The 26,139-nt window shown below is 34.6% G+C and carries 28 protein-coding genes; 19 read left to right on the forward strand and 9 right to left on the reverse strand.

All coding sequences use genetic code 11. From position 1 onward, the window contains the following. Positions 1-3: 3 nt before the first annotated feature. From BUC31_RS12820 to BUC31_RS12830, 3 genes are read right to left on the reverse strand one after another with little or no spacing between them, the layout of a single operon-like run. A complete protein-coding gene (locus BUC31_RS12820; protein WP_073244779.1) occupies positions 4-585 on the reverse strand; it encodes an LOG family protein in 582 nt (193 codons plus the stop codon). After that, positions 582-1,451, reverse strand: coding sequence for a peptide chain release factor N(5)-glutamine methyltransferase (gene prmC / locus BUC31_RS12825; protein ID WP_073244780.1), 870 nt, complete (start codon positions 1,449-1,451; stop codon positions 582-584). The genes BUC31_RS12820 and prmC overlap by 4 nt, the downstream gene beginning before the upstream one ends. 2 nt (positions 1,452-1,453) lie before the next feature. Continuing rightward, positions 1,454-1,939 (reverse strand): GNAT family N-acetyltransferase, encoded by a 486-nt coding sequence (locus BUC31_RS12830; protein ID WP_073244781.1) that lies wholly within the window; start codon positions 1,937-1,939, stop codon positions 1,454-1,456. Positions 1,940-2,049: 110 nt separating this feature from the next. Between BUC31_RS12830 and ribD the strand changes: the two genes are divergently transcribed. The 4 genes from ribD to BUC31_RS12850 are packed head-to-tail and all read left to right on the forward strand — an operon-like array spanning position 2,050 to position 5,223. After that, positions 2,050-3,123: a bifunctional diaminohydroxyphosphoribosylaminopyrimidine deaminase/5-amino-6-(5-phosphoribosylamino)uracil reductase RibD gene (ribD, locus tag BUC31_RS12835; RefSeq protein ID WP_244534048.1), complete on the forward strand. Its 1,074-nt coding sequence runs from the start codon at positions 2,050-2,052 to the stop codon at positions 3,121-3,123. Then, the gene (locus tag BUC31_RS12840; RefSeq protein ID WP_073244782.1) at positions 3,116-3,718 is read left to right on the forward strand and encodes an HAD-IA family hydrolase; all 603 of its coding nucleotides are present in this window, start codon (positions 3,116-3,118) and stop codon (positions 3,716-3,718) included. Before ribD ends, BUC31_RS12840 begins: the two co-directional genes overlap by 8 nt. Continuing rightward, positions 3,719-4,603: a GRP family sugar transporter gene (locus BUC31_RS12845; RefSeq protein WP_073244783.1), complete on the forward strand. Its 885-nt coding sequence runs from the start codon at positions 3,719-3,721 to the stop codon at positions 4,601-4,603. A gap of 17 nt (positions 4,604-4,620) precedes the next feature. Next, positions 4,621-5,223: an IMPACT family protein gene (locus BUC31_RS12850; protein ID WP_073244784.1), complete on the forward strand. Its 603-nt coding sequence runs from the start codon at positions 4,621-4,623 to the stop codon at positions 5,221-5,223. 3 nt (positions 5,224-5,226) lie between these two features. On the opposite strand, the gene BUC31_RS12855 is transcribed toward BUC31_RS12850, so the two are convergent. Further along, positions 5,227-5,625 (reverse strand): acyl-CoA thioesterase, encoded by a 399-nt coding sequence (locus BUC31_RS12855; protein WP_073244785.1) that lies wholly within the window; start codon positions 5,623-5,625, stop codon positions 5,227-5,229. Between the two features lie 202 nt (positions 5,626-5,827). Here BUC31_RS12855 and dnaA point away from each other — a divergent pair, with 202 nt between their 5' ends. From dnaA to BUC31_RS12870, 3 genes are read left to right on the forward strand one after another with little or no spacing between them, the layout of a single operon-like run. Further along, positions 5,828-7,252: a chromosomal replication initiator protein DnaA gene (dnaA, locus tag BUC31_RS12860; RefSeq protein ID WP_073244787.1), complete on the forward strand. Its 1,425-nt coding sequence runs from the start codon at positions 5,828-5,830 to the stop codon at positions 7,250-7,252. 12 nt (positions 7,253-7,264) lie between these two features. Continuing rightward, entirely contained in the window at positions 7,265-7,717 is a 453-nt protein-coding gene (locus tag BUC31_RS12865; RefSeq protein WP_073244789.1) for a low molecular weight protein-tyrosine-phosphatase, read from the forward strand. Continuing rightward, positions 7,718-8,440, forward strand: coding sequence for an SAM-dependent methyltransferase (locus tag BUC31_RS12870; protein ID WP_073244791.1), 723 nt, complete (start codon positions 7,718-7,720; stop codon positions 8,438-8,440). Positions 8,441-8,496: 56 nt separating this feature from the next. On the opposite strand, the gene BUC31_RS12875 is transcribed toward BUC31_RS12870, so the two are convergent. The 4 genes from BUC31_RS12875 to dapF form a co-directional block, all read right to left on the reverse strand. Beyond that, positions 8,497-9,126, reverse strand: a complete 630-nt coding sequence (locus BUC31_RS12875; RefSeq protein WP_073244793.1) for a hypothetical protein — start codon at positions 9,124-9,126, stop codon at positions 8,497-8,499. 147 nt (positions 9,127-9,273) lie between these two features. Next, the gene (gene mltG, locus BUC31_RS12880; protein WP_073244794.1) at positions 9,274-10,317 is read right to left on the reverse strand and encodes an endolytic transglycosylase MltG; all 1,044 of its coding nucleotides are present in this window, start codon (positions 10,315-10,317) and stop codon (positions 9,274-9,276) included. Beyond that, positions 10,317-10,841 (reverse strand): GNAT family N-acetyltransferase, encoded by a 525-nt coding sequence (locus BUC31_RS12885; RefSeq protein WP_073244796.1) that lies wholly within the window; start codon positions 10,839-10,841, stop codon positions 10,317-10,319. The genes mltG and BUC31_RS12885 overlap by 1 nt, the downstream gene beginning before the upstream one ends. Continuing rightward, positions 10,835-11,611: a diaminopimelate epimerase gene (dapF, locus tag BUC31_RS12890; protein WP_073244797.1), complete on the reverse strand. Its 777-nt coding sequence runs from the start codon at positions 11,609-11,611 to the stop codon at positions 10,835-10,837. Before dapF ends, BUC31_RS12885 begins: the two co-directional genes overlap by 7 nt. A gap of 127 nt (positions 11,612-11,738) precedes the next feature. Between dapF and BUC31_RS12895 the strand changes: the two genes are divergently transcribed. The 10 genes from BUC31_RS12895 to BUC31_RS12940 all read left to right on the forward strand — a co-directional run bounded on the left by BUC31_RS12895 (position 11,739) and on the right by BUC31_RS12940 (position 23,644). Continuing rightward, positions 11,739-13,130, forward strand: a complete 1,392-nt coding sequence (locus tag BUC31_RS12895) for a S1C family serine protease (RefSeq protein WP_073245949.1) — start codon at positions 11,739-11,741, stop codon at positions 13,128-13,130. A 116-nt stretch (positions 13,131-13,246) separates the two neighbouring features. Further along, complete coding sequence (locus BUC31_RS12900; RefSeq protein ID WP_073244799.1) at positions 13,247-14,695, forward strand: glyceraldehyde-3-phosphate dehydrogenase; 1,449 nt, start codon at positions 13,247-13,249, stop codon at positions 14,693-14,695. A gap of 145 nt (positions 14,696-14,840) precedes the next feature. After that, complete coding sequence (locus BUC31_RS12905; protein ID WP_073244801.1) at positions 14,841-15,464, forward strand: tRNA (guanine-N1)-methyltransferase; 624 nt, start codon at positions 14,841-14,843, stop codon at positions 15,462-15,464. A gap of 32 nt (positions 15,465-15,496) precedes the next feature. Further along, a complete protein-coding gene (locus BUC31_RS12910) occupies positions 15,497-15,940 on the forward strand; it encodes a GNAT family N-acetyltransferase (RefSeq protein WP_073244803.1) in 444 nt (147 codons plus the stop codon). 17 nt (positions 15,941-15,957) lie between these two features. Next, positions 15,958-16,632, forward strand: coding sequence for a tRNA (guanosine(37)-N1)-methyltransferase TrmD (trmD, locus tag BUC31_RS12915; RefSeq protein ID WP_073245951.1), 675 nt, complete (start codon positions 15,958-15,960; stop codon positions 16,630-16,632). 136 nt (positions 16,633-16,768) lie between these two features. Then, positions 16,769-17,119 carry a 50S ribosomal protein L19 gene (gene rplS / locus BUC31_RS12920; RefSeq protein WP_027067287.1) on the forward strand — a complete coding sequence of 117 codons (351 nt, stop codon included), beginning with the start codon at positions 16,769-16,771 and terminating at the stop codon, positions 17,117-17,119. A gap of 644 nt (positions 17,120-17,763) precedes the next feature. Beyond that, entirely contained in the window at positions 17,764-19,980 is a 2,217-nt protein-coding gene (locus BUC31_RS12925; protein WP_073244805.1) for an NADP-dependent isocitrate dehydrogenase, read from the forward strand. Positions 19,981-20,094: 114 nt separating this feature from the next. Next, positions 20,095-22,494 carry a TonB-dependent receptor gene (locus BUC31_RS12930; protein WP_073244807.1) on the forward strand — a complete coding sequence of 800 codons (2,400 nt, stop codon included), beginning with the start codon at positions 20,095-20,097 and terminating at the stop codon, positions 22,492-22,494. Positions 22,495-22,497: 3 nt separating this feature from the next. After that, positions 22,498-23,418: a DUF4249 family protein gene (locus tag BUC31_RS12935; RefSeq protein WP_073244808.1), complete on the forward strand. Its 921-nt coding sequence runs from the start codon at positions 22,498-22,500 to the stop codon at positions 23,416-23,418. Further along, a complete protein-coding gene (locus tag BUC31_RS12940; protein ID WP_073244810.1) occupies positions 23,405-23,644 on the forward strand; it encodes a DUF6095 family protein in 240 nt (79 codons plus the stop codon). Before BUC31_RS12935 ends, BUC31_RS12940 begins: the two co-directional genes overlap by 14 nt. Here the strand turns inward: BUC31_RS12940 and BUC31_RS12945 are convergent. Beyond that, the gene (locus tag BUC31_RS12945; RefSeq protein WP_073245953.1) at positions 23,641-24,333 is read right to left on the reverse strand and encodes a DUF4294 domain-containing protein; all 693 of its coding nucleotides are present in this window, start codon (positions 24,331-24,333) and stop codon (positions 23,641-23,643) included. The two genes, BUC31_RS12940 and BUC31_RS12945, sit on opposite strands and share 4 nt — an antisense overlap. A gap of 104 nt (positions 24,334-24,437) precedes the next feature. Between BUC31_RS12945 and BUC31_RS12950 the strand changes: the two genes are divergently transcribed. Continuing rightward, on the forward strand, positions 24,438-25,526 hold the full coding sequence (locus tag BUC31_RS12950; RefSeq protein ID WP_073244812.1) for a M42 family metallopeptidase: 1,089 nt from the start codon (positions 24,438-24,440) through the stop codon (positions 25,524-25,526). A gap of 44 nt (positions 25,527-25,570) precedes the next feature. Beyond that, complete coding sequence (locus tag BUC31_RS12955; RefSeq protein ID WP_073244814.1) at positions 25,571-26,125, forward strand: NUDIX hydrolase; 555 nt, start codon at positions 25,571-25,573, stop codon at positions 26,123-26,125. Positions 26,126-26,139: the final 14 nt, after the last annotated feature.

The raw sequence follows: 26,139 nt of genomic DNA on the forward strand, positions 1-26,139 counted from the left end.
TCCTTAAAGCTGCTCTTTATTAATCCATTTTGGTGTTGGTAACGGAGTGTAATTTTCCATTTTCTTTAGTAATGAATCTATATCATCATCTACCAAAATAGTATTTATATGTTCCTGTTTTACAAACCCTTCGTTGACCATATCATGCATCATCTTTAGAAGAGAATCATAAAAGCCGTTTGTATTTAATATTCCTATCGGATATTGATGTAGTCCCAATTGTGACCAGGTCAACATTTCAAAAAATTCTTCTAGAGTTCCAAATCCGCCAGGAAGCATTAGTATACCGTCAGATAAATCATGCATCTTCAATTTACGTTCATGCATATTTTTGGTAACAATTAATTCCGTTAACCCTTCATGAACAACTTCTTTCTTTTTCAAGAATACAGGAATGACACCTACTACCTTTCCGCCACTGTTAAGAACTCCTTCGGCTACTTTACCCATGATGCCAATTTTGGCTCCACCATACACCAGCTGAATAGTTTTCTTTGCGAAAGTCTCTCCCAATTCATATGCTTTCGATCCATACACAGAATCGACACCTTCACTACTACCGCAAAACACTACTATACTTTTCATTTTCTTATTCCTTTTATCATGCGGTCATTACCAAACATATCTTTTCGCAACTCAATAGTCTTAAAATTAGATTCCTCTAATAATTGTTTAGTTTCTTCTCCTAAATACTGATTGATCTCTAAATACAAACAACCATTTTCATTTAAATGATCAGCTGCAAAATTGACTACTGCGCTATAAAACTTTAAAGGGTCTTCGTCCGGTACAAAAAGTGCTAAACTAGGCTCATGGTCTATGACATTGTTTTGCATTTCTGCTTTTTCTAATTCTCGCACATATGGCGGATTAGAAATAATGATATCAAATTTTTTATCTAACTCTTTTGCTGAGGTTTCCGCATCCAAAGACAATATATCTGCTTCGTAAAATTTTACACCTGCATTCAGCAATGCGTTATTTTCCTCAGCTACTTTTAAAGCATCCGTAGAAATATCTAAACCGAATACTTTTGCATCTGTCAGGTTTTTATCCAAAGAAATAGGAATACAACCGCTACCTGTACCCATATCTAAAATGGTCAAGATTTTTGCGGTATTCTTATGATCATCTAAAATCCAACGGACTAATTCTTCAGTTTCTGGTCTCGGTATTAATACATGCTCATTAACCTTAAAATCTAGGTCCATAAAATATGCCGTACCAATAATATGTTGAATAGGCTTCTCTAGTTTTAATTCTGATAAGGCTTGGAATATAACAGTTTCCTGTTTTTTATCAATTACCAGCTCTGGCTGAATTGCCAAAATAAAACGTTCTAAATCAAAATAATGCTCAATGAGTAAATAGAAGAAACTATTGACTTCTTCTTTACTGTAGATGGCATCTAATTCTGAATGATATATATTTTTGATTTCTCTTAAAAGCACAGTTAAAATGTTTTAAGCATAAAAACGGGACAAGAATAATGACCTGTATCTCCCATTCTGGCATCTATATATTCAAATCCCATTTTCTTATATAATTTTTGAGCAGCCTCCATATTTGGCATGGTCTCTAAATAGCAGGCATCAAAACCATATTCTTTGGCACGAGTTAAACATACCGTTATCATTTCGTGACCTACACCTTTACCTCTCGCCTCTTCTAAAAAGTACATTTTCTGAAGCTCACTCACATTACCTTCATAATTGTCTAACTGCGCAACACCAGCACAACCTAAAATAGAACCATTAGCCTCTGCAACAAAATAAGTTGCCTTAGGTTTCTCATAATGCTCAAACATTTGATCTAATGAGGGATCTTCATAAGCCGTACCTACTTTTGGCACACCTAAGTCTGCCAACACTTGCCGTATAACTTTGGCTACTTGCGGGTTATCTTCCTTTCTAATTTCGCGGATCACGACATTTTCCATATCAATAATGCAATAGGTTTTAAAGTACTATTTTTGAGGTGTGAAGATACGTGATATGCGTATAATGTTAAAGTCTGATGTCCATTAATAATCTAGATACCAACAATTAGATGCCGTTACATAGAGATATGCTTTCTACCGATGAAACATATATGCTTCGTTGTTTACAAATTGCAAAGAACGGATTAGGTACTACTGCGCCCAACCCAATGGTAGGTGCTGTAATTGTACATAATGACAATATTATTGGCGAAGGATTTACTAGTGCCTATGGTGGATCTCACGCTGAGGTAAATGCAATTAACTCTGTTTCTGATATTTCACTTTTAAAATCATCTACCATTTATGTAACCTTAGAACCTTGTTCTCATTATGGTAAAACTCCGCCTTGCGCAGATTTGATTATTAAAATGGGAATACCTAAGGTTGTTATCGGATTGAAAGACCCGCATGAAAAAGTTGCAGGTAACGGAATCAAAAAATTAGAAGCTGCAGGTTGCGTGGTTAAAGTAGGTGTCCTACAAAAAGAATGCGAAGAACATCATAAACGCTTTCTCACCTTTTTCACCAAAAAACGACCATATCTAATTTTGAAGTGGGCAGAAACTGCTGACGGATTTATTGCTCCTGAACCTTTAAAACGCGGAGAAGAAAAGAAACCCTATTGGATAACCAATACCAAATCCCGACAATTAGTACATAAATGGCGTAGCGAAGAGGCTGGTATTTTAGTAGGTACAAATACAGTCTTGGCTGACAATCCTCAATTAAACCTAAGAGATTGGTCCGGCAAAGCACCTACACGCATTGTATTAGATAGAAGCTTAAAGATTTCTAGAGATTATCACGTTCTTGACGGAAAACAAAAGACCATTATCTGCACCGAAATAACAGATAGCAACTCCCATTTAGAAGGAGTAACTTATAAAATCATCAATTTTAATTCTGATGTACCGCAACAGCTATGTAATGTGATGCATGAAGAGCAGATACAAAGTGTAATAATTGAAGGCGGCTCACAAACACTGCAAAGTTTTATTGATGCCAACCTGTGGGATGAAGCTCGAATTTTTAAGGGAGCGAATAATTTCACAAAAGGTATTGCTGCACCAAAAATTGCAGGACGCAACCAACAACAAATTCAAATTTTAACCGACCAACTAACCATAGTACGAAATGATTAAAAACATCATATTTGATTTTGGAGATATCTTCATTAATCTTGATAAGCAAGCCCCTTTATTAGAAATGGCAAAATTCGGGTTCACCGAATTGACTCCTGAATTAGATACCATTTTCAAAAAATATGAAATGGGGTTAATGGAGTCTGATGAATTTATTAATAGGCTACAGGCTATATTCACCAATGCTACAAAAGATCAAATTAAAGACGCATGGAATTCTATTATTTTAGATTTCCCTGAGGACAGACTTACATTCATTGAAAAACTAAAAAACGATAATCAATATCGCCTGTTTTTATTGAGTAATACCAATGACTTGCATATTGACAAAGTGAAAGAATCCATGGGATTGGAAAGGTTCAATAGGTTCAAAAATTGTTTTGAGGTATTCTACCTATCGCAAGAAATGTATATGCGCAAACCTAATGCAGACATTTATGAGTTTGTCTTAAGTGAAAATGAATTAAATGCAAATGAAACCTTCTTTTTAGACGATACTAAAGAAAATACGGATGCCGCGTCTAAACTAGGTATACATTGCTGGAATCTTCAAGTTGGTAAGGAAGATGTTCTAGAAACTTTAAGCCACCTCTAAATGATTTATTTAGCGTTTAGCATTCTATTTTCAAGCCTAATTTTCGTCATTTTTAAATTGTATGCCAAATATCAGGTTCAAATCATATATGCTATAATTACCAATTACTTTATTGCTTGTACTGTAGGTGTCATCTATTATAATGAGCCAATACACCTTGCTGAAATACCACAGAAAAGTTGGTTTTGGGGAAGTGTCGCATTAGGTCTTCTTTTCATACTAATATTTAACCTGATGGCAACAACCTCTCAGAAACTAGGAGTCTCTGTTGCATCAGTAGCCACTAAGATGTCGCTCACCATACCTGTATTATTCGGAGTTTTCTTCTATAAGGAGACACTAGGTGTATTGGAAATTATTGGGATCGTCCTTGCGTTACTAGCCGTTTATTTCACCTCATTAAAAGAACAAAAAGTAAAAGCTGAAAAATGGGCTTTCGCATTACCTGTTTTAGTCTTTCTAGGTTCGGGAACTATAGACACCAGCATAAAATACTTTCAAGATGCTCATATGCCCGAAGAGGAATATGCATTATTCTCTGCAACAGTATTTTTATCTGCAGGTATTTTCGGATTACTTTTCATCGCATTCAAATCTACCCAACAGCGACTAAAAGTAAATTTTAAAAATATTATTGGCGGTATTTGTTTGGGTGTCCCTAATTACTTCTCCATCTATTTTTTACTTAAAGCATTACAACACCCAACATGGAACAGCGCTTCTGTTTTCACTATTAATAATGTGGCAATTGTAATGTTCTCTACTTTATTGGGTATTATACTGTTTAGAGAGCGCCTAACGGCTAAAAACTGGTTCGGGATAGGATTGGCTATCTTTAGTATAATTCTAGTTGCTTTTGGTCAGCAACTAATGACTTTCATTTAAAAATTACTTTTACATTAATGGACGCTTATAAAACAATCTCTAAACCATCTGAACCTATTATGTTCAAAGAACGGAAGAGTAAGTTTTATGGCTATTGCTTTCCAGTTTCTGATGAAGATACTGTAAAAGAACATATAGAAGCACTTAAAAAAGAATACCCCACAGCAAACCACGTATGCTACGCTTGGCAAATGGGTATTGAAACAAAATCGTATCGTGCTAATGATGATGGTGAACCAAACAACTCTGCCGGTATGCCAATTTACGGGCAATTGCAGTCTTTTGATGTAACCAACACCTTGGTTGCCGTGGTTCGTATTTTCGGCGGTACAAAATTAGGTGTCGGCGGATTAATAAGTACTTACAAAGAAGCAGCTAAGTTAGCCTTGGAAAATGCTAAAATAGTTACCCGAGTTTTACAACAACAACTATCGGTAACGTTTGAGTATTCCGAAATGGATATTGTAATGAGATTGATAAAAAAACACCAGCTTACTATTGTCTCTCAAGATTTACACCTTAAATGTAAAATGATTCTATCTATCAATAAAAGTGATTTTAAAGAGACAATGAAACTTTTAAAGGCACATCATAAATTAGAAATTAGAGCAATTGACTAATTTCTAATACTCCAATTTATCTAAAAGTAATTGTGGACATCTCGTAGGTCTTTTGCGCTTCATATCCATAAAAACTAAAACCGTGTTAGCCGTTGCCAATAATTCTCCCGCCTCATTCGTAATTTCATAATCAAATTCTATTCGAACAGCAGGTTTTTTCTTTAAAATAACTTTAACTGTTATTAAATCATCATATAACGCTGACTTTAAATATTTTATTGACAAACTTATCACAGGAAGCATAATTCCGCCTTCCTCCATGCTTTTGTAAGAAATGCCTAATGACCTTAACCATTCAACTCTTGCCAATTCTAAGTATTGAGCATAGTTACCATGATAGACAACGCCCATCTGGTCGGTTTCACTATATCTAATTCGAAAAGAAATTTCGTTTGTACGCATTTATTTGAAGTAAAAAGTATATATTTAAAAGCTCCCCTATTGAGCAAGCGAACATGAGAAAAAAAAAGGTCAAATTCAATGACATTCGATTTTTTTTTTCAATAATTTGTTCACATATTTGCCCAAGTTGAAAGAGAACCTATATTGATTTTTTATAATCACCTATAGCTCAACGCTAACCATTAAAAGTGTAAAATTTATTATGAGTGTTACTGCAAATTCCGTATGGAAAAACTGTTTGGCTTTTATTAAGGATAATATCCAACCGCAGGCATTCAAGACTTGGTTTGAACCTATTAAACCGGTCAAACTATCTGAGAACGCATTAAGTATTCAAGTACCTAGTAAATTTTTTTACGAGTGGTTAGAAGAACATTACGTTAAACTTCTGAAAGTTGCTCTTACTAAAGAATTAGGAGAATCTGCAAAGTTGGTGTACATCATTAGAATGGAAAACACTTACGGAAACAAAGAACCTTTTACTGAAAAAATTCCGAGTTCTAACAGAGGCGCTATGGCAGCTCAAGAAATGGATGTTCCTATTAAATCTAAAAATCCTGAATTAAGAAATCCGTTTGTTATTCCAGGTATTAGGAATATCAAAATAGAATCTCAGTTAAACCCTAATTATAATTTTGATAACTTCCTAGAAGGTGATTCTAACCGTTTAGCAAGATCTGCCGGTATGGCGGTTGCTAATAAACCTGGTGGCACATCTTTTAATCCGTTATTGGTATTTGGTGGTGTTGGTCTTGGAAAAACACACTTAGCTCATGCTATTGGTGTTGAAATAAAAGATAAATATCCAGAACGTACCGTTTTATATATTTCAGCTGAGAAATTTACGCAACAGTATATAGAGTCTGTTAAGAAAAATACCAGAAATGATTTTATTCATTTCTACCAATTAATAGATGTATTGATTATTGACGATGTACAATTCTTATCAGGTAAATCTGGTACGCAAGATGTATTCTTCCATATTTTCAACCATTTACATCAAAATGGAAAGCAAGTAATACTTACGTCCGATAAAGCACCTGTAGATATGCAGGATATTGAGCAACGTTTACTTTCTCGTTTTAAATGGGGATTATCAGCAGAACTGCAGAGTCCTGATTACGAAACAAGAATCTCTATTTTAAAGAATAAGCTATATAGAGATGGTGTTGAAATACCTGAAGACATTATAGAATATGTTGCTAAACATATTAAAACAAATATAAGAGAGCTAGAAGGTGCAATTATTTCTTTAATAGCACAATCAACCTTGAACAAAAGAGAAGTTACTATTGAGCTTGCACAACAGGTCGTAGAAAAGTTTGTAAAGAATACCAAACGCGAAGTTTCTATTGATTACATACAAAAAGTAGTTTCTGATTACTTTGAAATGGATGTGGCTACTTTACAGTCTAAAACTAGAAAGAGACACATTGTACAAGCAAGGCAATTAGCTATGTTCTTTGCGAAGAAGTTTACTAAAGCCTCTTTAGCAAGTATTGGTTCACAAATTGGCAAAAGAGATCATGCTACCGTTTTACACGCATGTAAAACTGTTGACAACCTTGCCGAAACCGATAAGCAGTTTCGCAAATACATAGATGATTTAACTAAGAAATTTTCTTAAAACTTACGTTGCATGAAGGTGTTAATGGTTTGCCTAGGTAATATATGCAGGTCTCCATTAGCAGAAGGCATTCTTAAAAGCAAAGTTGACGCTACAAAAATTTATGTTGATTCCGCAGGTACCGGAGGTTACCACATAGGAAACGCTCCAGACCCAAGATCAATTAAAGTAGCGCATGAACATGGTTTGGACATAAGCGCTCAAGTCTGCAGAAAATTTACCGTTTCTGATTTTGATTCTTTTGACCTCATTTTTGCAATGGACAAAAGTAACTACACCAATATCATAGGTCTAGCAAGAAATAATGGCGATGTGGAAAAAGTGAAGCTTATTTTAAATGAAATAAGTTCTTCAGACAAAGAAGTTCCAGATCCATATTATGATGCCGAAGACGGATTTGAACATGTTTTTCAAATGATTGATCAAGCTTGCGATAGTATTGCCGCAAGATTACAAAGAAAATAAATGAGCGTACAAAACGGAAAAATAGGAAAAGTATATTTAATACCTACAACCTTAGGCGATATGCCTCCTTTAGAGGTTTTACCAATTTCAATTAAACAAACAATTGAGAAATTAGACCACTACGTCGTTGAAAATGAAAAAACCGCTCGACATTTTATAAAAAAGATAAGTCCTAGAAAATCTCAACCTAGTTTAAAACTATTTGTATTAAACAAGTTTACCGAAGCAGCCGAGATTCCTAGTTTTCTAAATCCATGTTTAGAAGGTTTTGATGTTGGTATACTTTCTGAAGCTGGTTGCCCAGGTATTGCAGACCCTGGTGCCGCTGTAGTTAAAATAGCCCATGACAAAAATATTCAAGTTGTTCCGTTAGTAGGACCTTCTTCAATTCTTTTAGCATTAATGGCTAGCGGAATGAACGGTCAAAACTTTGCCTTTAATGGCTACCTACCTATTGATGGTTCTGAACGAAAAAAATATATCAAAAACTTAGAACGAAAATCAAAAGAAGACAAACAGTCGCAGGTTTTTATTGAGACTCCGTACCGCAACAATAAAATGCTAGAAGAACTTATTAAAACTTTAGCTCCGAGTACCAGAATTTGTGTGGCAGCAGATATTACCTTGTCAACGGAATACATTAAAACAAAAACCGCCATAAATTGGAAAAAAGAAAATGTAGATCTGCATAAAAGACCTGCTATTTTCATTATTCAGGCATAAAAAAAACCTTGACAAATAAATGCCAAGGTTTTCCATTTTCATATTTCCGTAAAATCTTAAATTCTTGGGTTTCTTTTTGCCACTACCATAGAGACATCATAACCCGCAAACTTTTTCATATAGTTTGAAATACTAGTACCGTAACCATCTGAAATCTCCATTCGACCGTGAGACCTAAGATATAACTTTACATTACCTGGTCCGGCTAAATGTGCTGCTGCCAGAATACCAGATTCAGTTACCTGAATACCATTCATTCTAACACCTACATAACGCTTAATATCTCTTCTTAAGATCCACTTGTTTCGAGATGTGTTCACTTGAAATACTTTTTCTTGTAAAACAGGATTTCTTAAAAAACGATTACCGTCATAAACACCAACTAACTCTAGAGTACCTAGACCAAATTGATATTTTCCCAAATACCCGTAAGTATTAGTGACAAAATAATTGCCTTGAGATTCTTTAAAAGCTAACGCTTCTTTAAAACCTATAAATTGACTACCAAGAAAGGGGGGAGCGATTTGATAATTTGCCAATATAGCCTCTTCTTGAGGATAAGAAACCATAAAAGATTCCTTCACTTTTAGCTGCTTAGGCACTTCAACCGTAAAAGATTTAAACCCATAACCAGATAAAATAAAAATCGCAATAAGAGGACAACTTGCTAATATCCATCTTCTCATATCATATATTTCTTAAGACTTACAGCGATTACTATTTGCTTGCTTAAATTTCTGCGGCAAAGGTAGACCTGAAATTATAAGAGTTTAAGAAGGTTCTGTTAAAAGAATACAGATTTAGTTAAGAAGTTCTAAAATTCGGATGAAAGCTTACCTATTGATTTTCTGAGCGTTAATCCATCGGATGTACTGTGCTTTATTTCGGTTGTGTTGCGTTAAATTCTCTGCAAACATATGATAACCGAACTTTTCAACATTTGCTACAAAGTAGTAGTAATTATGTTTTTTAGGATTCAAAACAGCATCTATAGCCGTGATATCTGGCATTGCAATTGGTCCTGGTGGTAGACCTGCATATTTGTAAGTATTGTAAGGAGAATCCATCTCCAAATCTTTATACAATACCCTTTTTATAACGGTATCAAAATTGCCTGTCTCTTTCTTTATAGCATAAATAACAGTAGGATCTGCCTGTAACAACATTCCCTTTCTCAACCTATTTAAATACACCCCAGCAACAGTAGGTCTTTCATCTACCTTTGCCGTTTCCTTATGCACTATAGAAGCTAAGGCAATTACTTCATTTGGCTTTAAACCTATTGCACTTGCTTTCTCTTTACGGGTATCGGTCCAAAAACGATTGTATTCTTTCAACATTTTACCCCTAAAAAACTCTGCAGATGTATTCCAAAAGAATTCATAACTGTTAGGTATATAAAGTGATATTTTATTAGCATCATCAAATCCGTTAGCCTTCAAGAACTCTTGATCATCGAACGCCGCAACAAGCGATACGCTATCAGCTTCGATCTGACTTGCAATTCTACCTGCCAGATCATTAATATTCTCTTGATTATTGAATGATACTTTTACCGGTATATTCCCGCTTCGCAATGAGTTTACTATCTCATTGTTATTCATTCCTTTACCTATTTTATATTTACCCGCTTTTATGTTGGATAAATACCCTTTTCTATCTGCAGCAGCCTCAAATGAATCAAAATCTTCCAACACAGAAGAAAGTCGCTCTCTTAAATCATCTACTGTTGCATTGGTAGGGATATATACAATTGCCTCTTCATTATCAAAACCGGTATTGGGAGTAAAAAAAGTACCATAAAACGTGTACCCAAAAATTCCGCCTCCAATTAAACCTAAAAGTACTACACCTAATAAAATACGCTTGATGTTCATTAACTATTTATTTTTTGCAATAATATTTCATTCTTATAGGTATCCTTAAATCGCACCCAATCTTTCTTAATTCCAATTTCTTCAAAACCCAACTTTTTAAACAAATGTAAGCTTGGTGCATTTTCCTCTAAAATATTAGCATAAACCTGCCTTAAACCCAAAACTTCAAACAAGTAATTACAAAGCAACGTTATTGCTTCTGCCCCTACTCCTTTATTTCTTTGATTTTTATCAAGTATAACAATACCAATACCTGCTCGATTATGATTTGGTTCAAAATCAAAAACATCTATCAAACCTAGAGCTTGGTGTTCTTGCGAACATATGACCAAACGCAATTGCTTAACATCGTAAATATCTCTATGAGCACTATCTAAATAAAGCTGTAGCACATCTTTAGAATACGGCGTTACCGTACCGCTTACTTCCCAAACATCTGTATCATTCTCAAGTGCATACAGAAAATCAAGGTCTTTTTGTTCTAAAGCCCTTAGATAAATCTGTTCTCCTTTTAATGTTACCACGTTAGTTCTCCTTTAAATACTTGCTTTGCCTCACCTTTTAAATAGATATTACTATAAATACCTTGATTTTCTTCAAAAGTAACCTCAAGATTACCCCCAAGGGCATTTACTGCAATAGTTTTATTCTTTGTATTTCCTAAATGATACATACTCAAAGCAACTGCCGTTACCCCTGTGCCACATGATAAGGTTTCATCTTCAACCCCACGTTCGTAAGTTCTAATATCAAACCCACCTTCAGCATTGGCTTCTACAAAATTGATATTACTACCTTTTTCACCATATATACCATAACGCATACGCGCTCCTTCTTTGACAACATCAAAAGACTTTAATTCCTTCACTATTTGAACATGATGTGGTGAGCCTGTATTCATAAATAGGGCACTAGCCTTTTCTTTTACCTCACTAACATCTGTCATTTTAAGACTTACAACATTACCAACAATCGTTGCTTCATGCAAACCATCTACAGCAATAAATGTTGTATCCTTTTTTATAATATCAAGAAAATGAGCAAAAGCTACAATACATCTACCGCCATTTCCACACATGCTACCTTCATTTCCATCGGCATTAAAATAGACCATTCTAAAGTCGGTAGACTCGTTATTCTCTAACAAAATAAGTCCGTCAGAACCTACTCCAAATCTTCTATGACAGATTTTAGCAATTAATTTGGTATCGTCTTTAGGGAATTGCCCATTGCGATTGTCTATCATCACAAAATCGTTACCTGTACCTTGATATTTATAAAATGTGTTTTCCATGGGATAATAAAGACTCAAAGATAGTACATAATTAGGTTTTGATTGGTAGTTAAAAAGTAGTTAAACGCTTATGGAATAGCATAAAAACAAGTAATTTTGTATAGAATACGTTAAAACTTTAATGAATATGAAAAGATTAGCAAGCCTCTTGTTGGTATCTGTTTTTGCTGGAGCAATTACATTAGGTGCCTACAAACTGTTTTTCGAGAAAGAAAATTTCACCATTATTAGTCAAGAAAATAATGGTGGTGTTATAAATGCGAGCTATACCCCAACATCAGCAAGAGGTGCAGGCATAAATGAAGTTGATTTTACAACTGCTGCAGAAAATACAGTTAATGCCGTAGTACACGTTAAAAACATTACCATCAGTAAAGGACCGACAACTATATTTGATGTTTTTTACGGAACAGGCGGTACTGCTGTACCACAGATTGGTACTGGGTCGGGAGTCATCATTTCTTCAGATGGATATATCGTTACCAACAATCATGTCATCAATAAAGCAAATCAACTACAAGTAACTTTAAACAATAATCGAACATATAACGCAGAGCTTATTGGTACCGATCCAAATTCTGACATTGCTCTCATAAAGATTGACCCAGATGAAAAGCTACCTTATTTAGCCTTTGGTGATTCTGATCATACAAAAATTGGCGAATGGGTATTAGCTGTTGGCAACCCTTTTAATCTTACATCTACCGTAACTGCTGGCATTGTAAGTGCTAAAGCACGTAATCTTGGAAAAAACCAATCTTTTATACAAACTGATGCAGCTGTAAATCCTGGTAATTCTGGTGGCGCTTTAGTAAATACTAACGGAGATTTAGTGGGTATTAACACCGCGATTACATCACAGACTGGATCTTATGTTGGGTATTCTTTTGCCGTACCTAGTAATATTGCCAAAAAAGTAGTGCAAGATATTTTGGAATATGGTAATGTTCAGAAAGGATTTATGGGCATAAGTCCTGCACCAGTAAACACCAGAGACGCTATTGAAAAAGGAATTAATAATATTGACGGCGTATTCATAGAACTGGTCGAAGAAGAGTCTGCCGCACAAGAAGCGGGAATTATTGTCGGTGATATTATTAAAAAAGTCGATGAAATAGATGTGCATAAATATCCTGATTTAACTGGATATCTTTCTTCAAAAAGACCCGGCGACACCTTAGCTTTTGTAATTGATAGGGATAAAGAATTACTGACACTTCCCTTAGTTTTAAAAGAAAGACAAAAATTGGTTGTACCTGAAATGGGCTTAGAAGTTAAAAACCTTACCGAACACGATAAAAAGGTTTACAAAACAACATCAGGAGTAAAAATCACCGGTGTACCTGAAAGATACAGAGGTTATGGCCTATCTGAAAAAGTAATTGTTAAGGTAGACGATCATGAGATAGGAAACATTGACGATGCCTACACTGCATTTGGTAGTATTTCTAAATACGGAAAAACAGTAATAGTCATGGTAGGCTCAAATGGGGAACGAGACCGATTAATCTTCCAGTAAAAAATTACCAAAAAAATATAGCCTTCGCAAAAGCGAGGGCTTTTTTTTGAAAAATATTTATTTTAAGTGGTTAATTTTTCTAGTTTTGTGCGAATTATAAAAATAATCAACTAATTATGGCTCCACAGACCACATTTGAAAAAGAGCTGGCATTTCAAGCAGACCGTAGAAAAGCTACGACTGAATTTATCAAAATCGTAAGTGATTTATGGTATGATAAATCTATTGAAATTGTCCTTTTTAAAAATCAGGTTATTGACAAAAATGTAAGTGACATTATTCATTTACATGAGTACGCTGGTGAATTCGTACAAAAACCAATATCAATTTTTGATTCGGTTGAAATTTTACGTTCTATCTCAGATATGCTTTTACCTCCTTCTAAATTAGATATTGGTAAATTAACGTATGAATACCATTCTGACACCAACATCTTAAACAATGTCAAATCTTTTGTAATTGACAAATTACAATCTGCACAAGATTTCAAAAGCATTGAACCCAAAGATGTTGTTTTATACGGATTTGGACGTATTGGCAGGTTGGTTGCCAGGGAATTAATGTCTAAAACAGGTAAAGGAAATCAATTACGATTAAGAGCAATTGTAGTAAGAGGCAAACCAAGTATTGAAAATCTTGAAAAAAGAGCCAGTTTATTAAGAACGGATTCTGTTCATGGTATTTTTAACGGTACAGTAAAAGTAGATTACGCTAACCTTAAACTTATTATAAATGGCACTACGGTACATGTTATTTATGCGAACATGCCAGAAGAAATTGACTATACAGAATATGGCATCAATAACGCTTTGGTCATTGACAATACCGGCGCATTTAGAACTAAAGAACAATTAGAAAGACACTTACAAGCAAAAGGAGCTTTAAAGGTGTTGTTAACAGCACCAGGTAAAGAAGTTGCAAACATTGTACATGGTGTAAATCATTTAGAATATGATCCAGATGAAACTGAAATATTTTCAGCTGCTTCATGTACAACAAATGCGATCACTCCTATTCTAAAAGCCATTGAAGAAACTTTAGGAATTGAAAAAGGTCACCTAGAAACTATACACGCATACACCAATGACCAAAATTTGGTCGATAATATGCATGGTAAATACAGAAGAGGTCGTGCAGCCGCACTTAATATGGTAATTACCGAGACTGGAGCAGGAAAAGCTGTAACCAAAGCATTACCATCTTTAAAAGGCAAATTGACATCTAACGCTATTCGAGTTCCTGTACCTAACGGTTCTTTGGCTATTTTAAATCTTGATGTAAACCAAAAAACATCTCTTGAAGGTGTTAACAGCATGATTAAAAAATATGCTCTTGAAGGAGACTTGGTAGAGCAAATAAAATATTCTTTGGATAAGGAGTTGGTATCATCAGATATCATAGGCACCTCTGCCCCATCTATTTATGATAGTATGGCGACAATTGTATCTGAAAGCGGAAAAAACATTGTTCTGTACATATGGTATGATAACGAATACGGCTATTCGCATCAAGTAATTCGCCTAGCAAAGTATATTGCTAAAGTTCGTCGTTTTACATATTATTAATTTTTTTAAATTATGACATCTATTTATTAATATGCTACGTAGTTAAATAAAGGTTTTTTAGCTTTGTTCTTTATTTTATAATTCGACATTTATAAAGTACTTTAGTCAACTCTAAATTATTCAAATTAACCTAAGAATCTATTACATGAAATTCTATAGAATACTTTTACTACTGGCATTGCTTTTAGCTAGTAACTTACAATTTGCACAAGATACTGAAGAAGAGGATGATAAACTGTCTTTAGACGAAGGTCCTATTAGTAATCAATTCGATTTTATTGCTAAGCGTTCAGGTAATTATAGAGCTGACGGTATTAGATATGAAGTGGTAAAAGAAACTAATCTATTTAAGATTCGTAAGAATGTTTTAGATTCTATAGCTGCCATGAATAAAAAAACTGTTGAGCTTAAGGCAACGATTGCAGAACATGAGACTACTATTACATCTTTAAATAATAAGTTAGAAGAAACGACAACTAATTTAGGTGCCGTAACCGAAGAAAAAGATAGCATGTTTTTCCTAGGCTTGCCCGTTTCTAAAGGAACATATAATTTTGTTCTTTGGACGATTATCGGTGGATTATTTCTAACCCTTGGTTTGTTCATCTATAAGTTTAGAAATAGTAATATTTTGACTCAAGAAGCAAAACAAAATCTTTCTGAACTAGAGGTTGAATACGAAGATCATAGAAGAAGATCCCTAGAGCGTGAGCAAAAAGTCAGTAGGCAACTACAAGATGAGATAAATAAACAGAAGAAAACTAAATAATTAAAAGCTCCTTAACGGAGCTTTTTTTTGATATGAAAAGTATACGTAGAATTACAACAACAGAGATCACCGATATAATTCCTCTTTTTGATGGGTACAGGGTATTCTATAAAATGGAATCAGATATTGATGCTGCCGCCAGATTTCTAAATAATAGAATTACGAAAGACGAATCGATCATATTCGCCGCTTATGAAGGCAACAAGGCTATTGGTTTTGTGCAACTGTATTACACCTTCTCTTCTGTAAGCCTACAAAAATCTCTTGTTCTAAATGACCTGTTTGTTGATGCCAATTACCGAGGAGCGTCTATTGGAGAACAATTACTACTGAAAGCACAAGAATTTTGTAAAAAGAATAATTATAAAGGACTCGCTTTAGAAACCGCTATTGACAATCCGGCGCAAAAATTATATGAGAAATTAGGATGGGTAAAAGATTCCCACGCTTTTCATTACTTTTGGCAGGTTAAATGATGATGCAAAATCAAAAGATGCGAATAGATATAATTACCGTATTACCAGAGTTACTTACCAGCCCCTTTGAAGCTTCTATATTAAAAAGAGCTATAGAAAAAGGATTGGTAGAAGTCCACTTTCACAATCTTAGAGACTATACAGAAACAAAATACCGTAATGTTGATGATTATCAATTTGGTGGCGGGGCCGGAATGGTGCTCATGATTGAACCAATAGACAAATGTATTACCGATTTAAAATCGCAGCGCGAATATGACGAGGTTATATATATGACTCCTGATGGCACTACATTGAACCAGAAAATGGCTAACACTATGTCAATGGCAGAAAACATTATCATTCTCTGTGGTCATTACAAAGGTGTTGACCAACGTGTAAGAGATGCTTTTATTACCAAAGAAATATCTATTGGTGATTATGTGCTTTCGGGCGGAGAATTAGGCGCAGCCGTACTTTGCGATTCTATCATTAGATTATTACCTGGAGTACTGAACGATGAAACTTCTGCCCTAACGGATACATTCCAAGACGGATTATTAGCACCGCCTGTGTATACAAGACCAGCTGAATACAAAGGTATGAATGTGCCCGATATTCTATTAAGTGGCAATTTCGGAAAGATTGAAGAATGGCGAGAAAATAAGGCTTACGAGCGTACAGAAAAACTACGTCCGGACTTACTTGAGTAGCCAAACTTTGGAAATTAAAGAAAAAGCACATAAATGCTTGTGTGTTTTAATTTAAATATTATTTTTGCACCCTGTTAGAACAACCTCTGACGATAATCGTGAATGTTGCTTTAATTTAATTCCAATTAACTATACAATGGAATCATTAATAAAATTTGTACAAGACGAGTTCGTAACTAAAAAAGAATTTCCAAAATTTTCTTCTGGTGACACAATTACTGTGTACTACGAAATTAAGGAAGGTGAAAAAACGAGAACTCAGTTCTTTAAAGGAGTTGTAATACAACGTAGAGGTTCTGGTTCAACAGAAACTTTTACTATCCGTAAAATGTCAGGTACTGTTGGTGTTGAGCGTATCTTCCCTATTAACTTACCTGCACTTCAAAAAATTGAAGTTAACAAACGTGGTAAAGTACGTAGATCTAGAATTTACTACTTCCGTGAATTAACTGGTAAGAAAGCTAGAATTAAAGAGATAAGAGGATAAATTTCTCTTCCTAAATAATACAAAGCACCGTTTCATTTTGATACGGTGCTTTTTTTATGAACAAAAGTTAATAAACCATGTTCATAATGTGTTGATTAATAAAAACTTACAGAAATAAGATTTGAATTACTTTTTTTTTGTAATTTAGAGTGTGGTTAAGAAATAGGAATTTGAAAATATCCATTTTATCGCCACTACGAAGTTTACGTTCTATCGTATTGTTGTTTGACCAATTCATTTAATGATAATTAAATGAGGTAAATTTTAAGCTTATTAGCTGTCGCTCTTAAAACTTAAGATTAATTGAATTTTAAAAAAACTATATACTAGGTTTTTAATCTTCAATGAAGACAACAAAAAAGAAATGATGTGTAGATGTTAGGTTACGTACCTGAGAATCGAAAAACATTTTAAACGTTGAATTAGTGAAGCGGGTGCAATCAAGGGTTGCCGTTTTAATGAAAAATTAAAACAAACTGTCCGTAAACTTTTTCTAAAAAGCCATATCATTGTATGCGTACATTGATATGGCTTTTGTTATTTAACAAATCTTCCCTCTTTGTCTTAAATATAAAGCCCACTCCCCGCTTTCAAACTTTTAGAAAATCGTATATTTGTTCCGCTTAAATTAAAACAAACCGCAAATGTCCAAAATTTTTTATACCAAAACAGACGAAGCGCCTGCATTGGCTACAGAGTCTTTTTTACCGATTGTAAAAGCGTTCACTAAATCTTCAGGAATTGAAATTGAAACTAAAGATATCTCTTTAGCCGGCAGGATAGCTGCTACTTTTCCTGAGTTTTTAACGAAAGAACAACAGGTGTCCAACGATTTGGAAGAATTGGGGAATATGGCAAAACAGCCGGAAGCGAACATCATCAAATTACCTAACATTAGCGCTTCTGTTCCTCAATTGAACGAAGCCATAAAAGAATTACAATCTAAAGGTTATAAATTACCTAGCTACCCAGATGAGCCTAAGAATGATGAGGAGAAAGAAATTAAGGCGAAATACGATAAGATAAAAGGTAGTGCCGTAAACCCAGTACTACGTGAAGGCAACTCTGACCGTAGAGCACCTAGAGCCGTAAAGAATTACGCAAAACAAAATCCGCACAGTATGGGCGCCTGGAGCTCTAGCTCTAAAACTCATGTAGCAACGATGGGTGACGGTGATTTTCAAGCAAATGAGAAATCATTAACATTGAACGATGCCACATCTGTTCAAATAAAATTAGTTTCAGAAGACTCTGAAACTATTTTAAAAGACAAATTAGCTTTATTAAAGGGTGAAATTATTGACGCAACGGTATTGAGCAAAACAGCTTTGCTTGATTTCTTAAGAAAAGAAATCAAAGATGCTAAAGACCAAGGAGTTCTTTTCTCTGTGCACTTAAAAGCTACAATGATGAAAGTTTCTGATCCAATTATATTTGGAATTGTTGTTGAAACTTTCTTAAAATCCGTTTTTGACAAATACGCTGATACATTTGATAAATTAGGTATTAGCCCTAATGATGGTTTAGCTAGTTTATATCAAAAAATTGAAGAACTTCCTGCGAGCGAAAAAGATGCTATTAAAAAAGATTTAGATGAAGCATTAGCTAACGGACCTGATTTGGCTATGGTAAATTCTGATAAAGGAATTACCAACCTTCACGTACCTAGCGATATTATTATTGATGCTTCTATGCCTGCAATGATCAGAAATTCTGGTCAAATGTGGAATAAAGAAGGGAAAGCTCAAGATACCAAAGCCGTTATACCAGATAGTAGCTATGCAGGTATCTACTCAGCTACTATAGATTTCTGTAGAGAACACGGTGCTTTTGACCCTACAACTATGGGTACGGTACCTAATGTTGGTCTTATGGCTCAAAAAGCAGAAGAATACGGTTCTCATGATAAGACTTTTGAAATTAAAAAAAGTGGAAAAGTTCAAGTTATTGACCAAGAAACTGGCAAAGTTTTAATTGAGCACCCAGTAAGCGAGGGTGATATTTGGCGTATGTGCCAAGTAAAAGATGCGCCTATTCAAGACTGGGTAAAATTAGCAGTATCAAGAGCTAAGGCTACTAATGACCCTACTATATTTTGGTTAGATAAAAATAGAGCACATGATGCCGAGCTGATTAAAAAAGTAAATACTTATTTGGCTCAAGAAGACACTAAAGGTTTAGACATTCAAATAATGTCTCCTCTTAAGGCCACTGAGTTTACTTTAAAAAGAATGAAAGCCGGTAAGGATACTATTTCTGTATCTGGTAACGTATTACGTGATTACCTAACTGACTTATTTCCTATTTTAGAAGTAGGTACTAGTGCAAAAATGCTATCGATTGTCCCTTTAATGAATGGTGGCGGACTTTTTGAAACAGGTGCAGGTGGTTCTGCTCCAAAACACGTAGAACAATTTTTAGAAGAAGGTCATCTTAGATGGGATTCTTTAGGCGAGTTTTTAGCTCTAGGAGTTTCGTTAGAATTCTACGGTGAGAAAAATTCAAATGCAGCTGCTAAAATTCTTGGGGATACATTAGATAGCGCTACTGAGAAATTTTTACTTAATGATAAATCACCTTCTAGAAAGGTAAAAGAAATAGACACAAGAGGTAGTCACTTCTTCTTAGCTAAATATTGGGCTGAAGCATTAGCTTTACAAGATGACAATGCTGAATTGAAATCGATATTTTCAAAAGTAAGCACTGAAATTAATGAAAATGAATCTCAGATTCTTACTGAATTAATCGATGCTCAAGGTTCTAAACAAGATATAGGCGGTTATTATAAACCAGACCCTATACTAGTTGAAAAAGCTATGAGACCAAGCACAACTCTAAATGGTATATTAAACTCCATTTAATTGTATAATTTGAATTAAAAAATACCCTCAATGAAAGTTGAGGGTATTTTTTTTTGACTTTTAATTAGTTGTAGGAGTATCCCCTATTTCTAAGTATTTTTACAAAAAAAATTGATGAATAGATATTTACCATTTATTCTTATCTCGCTATTTTGCTTCTGTTTATCATCATGGGGTCAACAAAAATATACGTTAAGTGGCTCAATAGCTGAATCTAGCAGTAATGAAACACTTATCGGAGTTACGGTTGCCATACCTGAATTAAGCACTGGCGTTACCACTAATGAATATGGTTTTTATTCCATTACATTACCTGAAGGCACATATACTATTCTAATTAGTTATTTAGGCTTTGAAGATATTCTACAAGAAATAACCCTTACCGAAAATAAGCGTATTGATTATTTACTTGAAGAAGAAGCTGAACAGTTAGAAGAAGTTGTAGTTACCGAAAATGTGGAAAAGATGGATATCAGAAAACCACAAATGAGCGTAAATACGCTATCGGTTGGCACTATTAAAAAAATACCGGTAATTCTTGGCGAAGCTGATGTTATAAAATCTATTCTATTGCTTCCTGGGGTTACAAATGCAGGTGAAGGCGCTTCTGGCTTTAATGTTCGTGGTGGCGCTGCCGATCAAAATCTAATTCTTTTAGATGAAGCTATTATCTTTAATTCATCACACTTATTCGGTTTCTTTTCTGTTTTTAATCCAGATGCCATAAAAGATGTAAAGCTTTACAAAGGTGGTATTCCCGCGCGTTATGGCGGTAGAGTCTCTTCTGTTCTAGATATTTTTCAAAAAGAAGGAAATAGTAAGGAGTTTAAAATGAATGGCGGTATAGGTGCAGTGGCAAGCAGACTATTGGTCGAAGGCCCTATAAAGAAGGATAAAGCAGCTTTTCTAATTGGCGGTAGAGCTTCTTACGCCCATCTTTTTCTACCTCTTTTTGATGTTGACAATACGGCTTATTTCTACGATCTAAACACTAAATTAAACTATAGATTAAACGATAAAAACAATATTTTTCTATCTGGGTATTTTGGTAGAGATGTATTTGGTATCAATGATAGCTTTGTCAATACTTACGGTAATACCGTTGGTAACTTTAGATGGAACCATTTATTCTCTGACAAGATTTTCTCAAATCTATCGCTAATTTACTCTGATTACTATTACGGATTGAAATTAGATTTCGTAGGATTCAACTGGAACTCAGGCATCCGTAATTTCAATATTAAATACGATTTAAAACACTACGCTACAGATAAATTACAGGTAAACTACGGAGTCAATAATGTATATTATCAATTTAATCCCGGTAAAATAGAACCTAGTAATGCCGAATCAGGAATTGTTGAAGAACAATTGATTCAAAAATACGCCAATGAATTTGCTGCCTATGTAGATTTTGAACATCGAGTAACCGATAATTTAAGTCTTGGCTATGGGTTACGTTTTAGCCACTTTATGAGATTAGGTCAAGATGAACTGAATGTCTATTCAAATAACAATCCTGTTGAGTTCGATCCTTTTTTGCTGATTTATAAAGAAGCAGATCCTATTGATGTCATAAATCCTGGAAGAGGAACTACAATATCGAACTTCAGTAATTTTGAGCCGAGAGCATCTTTATCTTACACCTTAAACGAGACCAGCTCTATAAAAGCTAGTTATACAAGATTAGCTCAATACTTACACCTACTTTCGAACACAAGCTCCCCTACTCCGCTAGATGTTTGGACACCAAGCGGACCGTTTACCAAACCGCAATTATTAGATCAATATGCCTTCGGATACTTTAAAAATTTAAAAGACGGAGATTACTCGATTGAAACGGAGGTTTTCTATAAAGACGTTCAAAACAGAATAGATTACATCGATGGCGCTAACTTAATAGCCAATAATGCTATTGAACAGGTTATTTTAAACGGAGAAGCCCGTGCTTACGGACTGGAGTTTTTGTTACGCAAAAATGAGGGTAAATTACAAGGGTGGCTAGCATATACCTTGTCTAAATCTGAACAACGTACACCTGGCAGAGCTTCAACTGCAGATGATGGTAGAAGTAATTTAGAAACTGGTATTAATTTTGGCAATTGGTATAACACGCCTTACGATAAAACGCATGATGTGTCTTTATTTGTAAATTATGATGTTAATGAAAAATGGAGCATCAGCAGTAACTTCACCTACCAAACAGGGCAACCGACCAACTACCCAATAGGTCAATTTGAATTTCAAAATTTGACTGTACCTTATTACGGTCTTCGAAACACCCAAAGACTACCAGCATATAATCGCCTTGATTTATCTGCAACATTAACACCCAGAAAAAATAAGAATAAGAAAATAAAAGGTGAATGGGTATTTAGCCTTTACAATGTATATAACAGAAGAAATGCAGCCTCTATTAGCTTTAGAAAAAATGATGATACCGGTGTCAACGAAGCTGTTCGTACTTCTATTTTTGGTATTGTGCCTGCTGTTACCTATAACTTTAAATTATAAGCTATGAAACGTTATTTGTTATTTTTGCTAACTATTACGTCTTTCATTTCTTGTGAAGACGTTATTGATATAGAGCTCCCTGAAAACGAAACTAGACTTATCGTAAACGGTGTTATTAGAGTTGATGAAACACAAGAGTATCTACCTATAGAAATAATGGTTTCTGAAAGTAGTTCGTTCTTTGATGAGAACACTATTGCTTCATTAAAAAGCGCTACTATATATTACGGAACCCCTAGAGAAGATGCCCCTGAGATATTAGAAGGTGGAGGCATATCAAACTTAGCAGAAGTTGAAGCAGGAAGTGGAAAATGGGTGCCCGACCCATCTTTTGATAGTGATCAGCGAATTAGAGTTAGTAGTATTAACGAGGGTGATGTGTTTCAGTTGATTCTTGAAACAGAGGAAGAGCGTTATTTCGCAACCACAACTTACATAAAATCAGTACCAATAGACTCGCTGGTTCAAGGTGATGAAACACTCTTTTCAGGTGATGAAACAGAGGTTATTGTAACATTTACAGACCCTAATGATAGTGATGATTTTTATCTTTTAGATTTAGATTTTGGAGAATTTCTGGTAACCGAAGATGAATTTTACCAAGGTCAAACTTTTGTGTTTTCATACTTTTATGACAATGATTTAGAGCTAGATACAAGCTCTGTAGTCGATATAAGCCTTTTAGGGGTAGATGAATCATTTTATAATTACATGAACCAAATTATTGTTCAGTCTGGTGGTGACCAAGGTCCGTTTCAAACGCCAGCAGCAACTGTACGCGGCAATATTATAAATATTACAGGCATCGATAATAACGAGGTTTTTGATAATGTAGAACGTTCAGTTAATTTTGCCTTGGGTTATTTTGCCATAATTGAAGAATACAAGGATAGTATAACAATTACAGACAATGAGACGAACTGATAAAGACATGCTGGTAACCGGTTTAAAACGCCTAGCCATAACAGTAGTATTAATGTTTACGGCGCCTATAGTATTGTATCAAGCATTTAAAAATCAAGAAAATTTTTTATTCTGGCCTGTTTGTATTATTGGGGTAATTCTTGCATTCTTCGCCGTTAGAACAGGCTTTAAAGGAATTATGACCATAATGGATTCTATGTTCGGTAAGAAACCAAAATCATCTTAATCTTTAGGCACTTTAGTTGTTCTCTTCCATTTGTTATACAACTTATCATAGTCGTAATCAAGAACGGTTTCTTGTCGTTCTAACTTACCCTTAGAAAAAGCACGTTGTAATATATCTTCTATTAAATAGTCTTCTTCTATTAAATCAGGATGAAATTCTTCCTTTATACTAATACTAAACAGCTTCGCTGTAGTATTGTACCAAAAGGCTCGCCAGCCATTGCGCAAGTCTTTAACCAAATCAAAAGCAGTTGTACCTGTTTGTCTGTATATTAGTTTTACTAAAATCTGACCTTCGGTTCGTGTTAACTTTTTCAATTCTTCAGAAAACTCCTCTTCAATAAACTTCTGTACTTTTTTGGTGTATTTCTTTCGCTTTCTATTATTCTTCATATCAGCCAAACTATCGTTCAACTCTACCAAGCGTTCCGCTGCCATTTTTGCATACGGATATACTTTCTGCGTTTTTCTGCGTAAAATGTAATACCGCAATTTATCATCATAAGATGAAAATTTAAGCTTGCCAAATACATAAGCCTCTTCTAAGGCAATTGAACTTTGCACCAAAGAATCACCAGCAACAATAATCATCTTTTCTGTAATAGAATCAAGTTCTTGTTCTGCAACTTGGGCATTACAAATAGAAATACCGCTGAAGAGTAAAAAAAGTAGTAAAAAGTTATGTTTCATTACCATGAGCTAAACAAAAGTCTTGCCAAAATTAACGATTAATAAAGAAGGTTATTACTAATACAACGCTAATATTCTTAAGTTTGTATCTTAAACTTACATTGATGGCTGATAAAAAAATAATTACTAAAAAGTCTGAAGACTTCTTTGAAAAATACTTGAATAATGCTGCTCCTACAGGATATGAATGGGAAGGGCAAAAAATATGGATGGATTACCTAAAACCTTATGTAGATACATTCATTACTGATACGTACGGTACTGCTGTAGGCGTTATAAATCCTGATGCTAAATATAAAGTAGTTATTGAAGGGCATTCTGATGAAATTTCTTGGTATGTAAACTACATTACCGATAACGGTCTAATTCATGTTATTAGAAACGGCGGTAGTGATCATCAAATAGCTCCATCTAAATGGGTAAATATTCATACAAGTAAAGGTATTGTAAAAGGTATTTTTGGCTGGCCGGCAATACATACTAGAAAAGGACCTAAAGAGGAAACTCCTAAAATTGAGAATATTACTATTGATGTTGGTGCCACAAATAAGGAAGAAGTGGAAAAGCTAGGGGTTCATGTAGGTTGTGTTATTACTTACCCAGATGAGTTTCAAATTCTTAACAAGAACAAATATGTTTGTAGAGCGATAGATAATCGTGCTGGCGGATTTATGATTGCTGAAGTTGCTCGTTTACTTCATGAAAATAAAGTGAAGCTGCCGTTTGGACTATACATTACAAACTCTGTTCAAGAAGAAATAGGTTTACGTGGAGCAGAAATGATTACGCAGACCATAAAACCAAACGTAGCTATCGTAACAGATGTTTGTCATGATACCACTACCCCAATGATCAACAAAGCAATACAAGGGCATACAGAAATTGGTGCTGGTCCGGTTATTTCTTATGCTCCTGCAGTTCAAAACAAATTACGTGAGCGTATCATTAAAACCGCAGAAGATAATAAAATTCCATTTCAAAGAATGGCGGCGTCTAGATCTACAGGTACAGATACAGATGCTTTTGCGTATAGTAATGGCGGCGTTGCTTCTGCGCTAATTTCTTTACCATTGCGTTACATGCACACAACGGTAGAAACGGTTCATAAAGATGATGTAGAAAACGTTATTCGTTTAATTTACGAAACACTGTTAACTATTAAGGACGGAGAAACTTTTAGCTACTTCGATTAAATTAATACAATCCCTCTTTCATCGGAGGGATTTTTTTTTATTTTATGGATGAATTAATAGACATTTTAGATGCTGATGGCAACATGACGAAGACCACCGCCATGAAGTCAGAAGCACATAAAAATGGATGGTTTCATCAAACCGTTCATATCTGGTTTTATACAAAAGATGGTAGTATTCTAATGCAACAACGTGGAAAAGAGAAAGATGTATATCCATTATTGTGGGATGTTTCTGTTGCCGGACATATTGGTGCTGGTGAAGACATTATAACATCCGCCTTGCGAGAAATACAAGAGGAAATAGGATTGACAATTTTACCTTCTGAATTAGAAAAAATAGGCATTTTTAAATCCGTCAAAAATCACTCCGAAGTACTGAAAGACTATGAATTTCATCACACATTTATCGCTAAGCTAAAATCACCATTTAGCACACTTCAAAAGCAAGACAGTGAAGTTGAAGCCTTAAAACTGATTTCTTTAAATGAATTTAGCAAGGTATTGAAAGACCCGATTAAATACAGCTATGTTCCTCATGATATTTCTTATTACAGGACTATACTTAAAGAAATACCCAACAAAGAAAACAATTTGTAAAATTTATACTCTTC

It is taken from the genome of Maribacter aquivivus, assembly GCF_900142175.1.
GTDB classification, from domain to species: Bacteria; Bacteroidota; Bacteroidia; order Flavobacteriales; family Flavobacteriaceae; genus Maribacter; species Maribacter aquivivus.

Excerpts from the sequence above, each read along its gene's own strand:
- BUC31_RS12820 (WP_073244779.1), bottom strand. The coding sequence starts at position 585 with ATGAAAAGTATAGTAGTGTTTTGCGGTAGTAGTGAAGGTGTCGATTCT.
- BUC31_RS12830 (WP_073244781.1), bottom strand. The coding sequence starts at position 1,939 with ATGGAAAATGTCGTGATCCGCGAAATTAGAAAGGAAGATAACCCGCAA.
- ribD (WP_244534048.1), top strand. The coding sequence starts at position 2,050 with ATGCCGTTACATAGAGATATGCTTTCTACCGATGAAACATATATGCTT.
- BUC31_RS12840 (WP_073244782.1), top strand. The coding sequence starts at position 3,116 with ATGATTAAAAACATCATATTTGATTTTGGAGATATCTTCATTAATCTT.
- BUC31_RS12845 (WP_073244783.1), top strand. The coding sequence starts at position 3,719 with ATGATTTATTTAGCGTTTAGCATTCTATTTTCAAGCCTAATTTTCGTC.
- BUC31_RS12850 (WP_073244784.1), top strand. The coding sequence starts at position 4,621 with ATGGACGCTTATAAAACAATCTCTAAACCATCTGAACCTATTATGTTC.
- BUC31_RS12855 (WP_073244785.1), bottom strand. The coding sequence starts at position 5,625 with ATGCGTACAAACGAAATTTCTTTTCGAATTAGATATAGTGAAACCGAC.
- dnaA (WP_073244787.1), top strand. The coding sequence starts at position 5,828 with ATGAGTGTTACTGCAAATTCCGTATGGAAAAACTGTTTGGCTTTTATT.
- BUC31_RS12865 (WP_073244789.1), top strand. The coding sequence starts at position 7,265 with ATGAAGGTGTTAATGGTTTGCCTAGGTAATATATGCAGGTCTCCATTA.
- BUC31_RS12870 (WP_073244791.1), top strand. The coding sequence starts at position 7,718 with ATGAGCGTACAAAACGGAAAAATAGGAAAAGTATATTTAATACCTACA.
- BUC31_RS12875 (WP_073244793.1), bottom strand. The coding sequence starts at position 9,126 with ATGAGAAGATGGATATTAGCAAGTTGTCCTCTTATTGCGATTTTTATT.
- mltG (WP_073244794.1), bottom strand. The coding sequence starts at position 10,317 with ATGAACATCAAGCGTATTTTATTAGGTGTAGTACTTTTAGGTTTAATT.
- dapF (WP_073244797.1), bottom strand. The coding sequence starts at position 11,611 with ATGGAAAACACATTTTATAAATATCAAGGTACAGGTAACGATTTTGTG.
- BUC31_RS12895 (WP_073245949.1), top strand. The coding sequence starts at position 11,739 with ATGAAAAGATTAGCAAGCCTCTTGTTGGTATCTGTTTTTGCTGGAGCA.
- BUC31_RS12900 (WP_073244799.1), top strand. The coding sequence starts at position 13,247 with ATGGCTCCACAGACCACATTTGAAAAAGAGCTGGCATTTCAAGCAGAC.
- BUC31_RS12905 (WP_073244801.1), top strand. The coding sequence starts at position 14,841 with ATGAAATTCTATAGAATACTTTTACTACTGGCATTGCTTTTAGCTAGT.
- BUC31_RS12910 (WP_073244803.1), top strand. The coding sequence starts at position 15,497 with ATGAAAAGTATACGTAGAATTACAACAACAGAGATCACCGATATAATT.
- trmD (WP_073245951.1), top strand. The coding sequence starts at position 15,958 with ATGCGAATAGATATAATTACCGTATTACCAGAGTTACTTACCAGCCCC.
- rplS (WP_027067287.1), top strand. The coding sequence starts at position 16,769 with ATGGAATCATTAATAAAATTTGTACAAGACGAGTTCGTAACTAAAAAA.
- BUC31_RS12925 (WP_073244805.1), top strand. The coding sequence starts at position 17,764 with ATGTCCAAAATTTTTTATACCAAAACAGACGAAGCGCCTGCATTGGCT.
- BUC31_RS12930 (WP_073244807.1), top strand. The coding sequence starts at position 20,095 with ATGAATAGATATTTACCATTTATTCTTATCTCGCTATTTTGCTTCTGT.
- BUC31_RS12935 (WP_073244808.1), top strand. The coding sequence starts at position 22,498 with ATGAAACGTTATTTGTTATTTTTGCTAACTATTACGTCTTTCATTTCT.
- BUC31_RS12940 (WP_073244810.1), top strand. The coding sequence starts at position 23,405 with ATGAGACGAACTGATAAAGACATGCTGGTAACCGGTTTAAAACGCCTA.
- BUC31_RS12945 (WP_073245953.1), bottom strand. The coding sequence starts at position 24,333 with ATGAAACATAACTTTTTACTACTTTTTTTACTCTTCAGCGGTATTTCT.
- BUC31_RS12950 (WP_073244812.1), top strand. The coding sequence starts at position 24,438 with ATGGCTGATAAAAAAATAATTACTAAAAAGTCTGAAGACTTCTTTGAA.
- BUC31_RS12955 (WP_073244814.1), top strand. The coding sequence starts at position 25,571 with ATGGATGAATTAATAGACATTTTAGATGCTGATGGCAACATGACGAAG.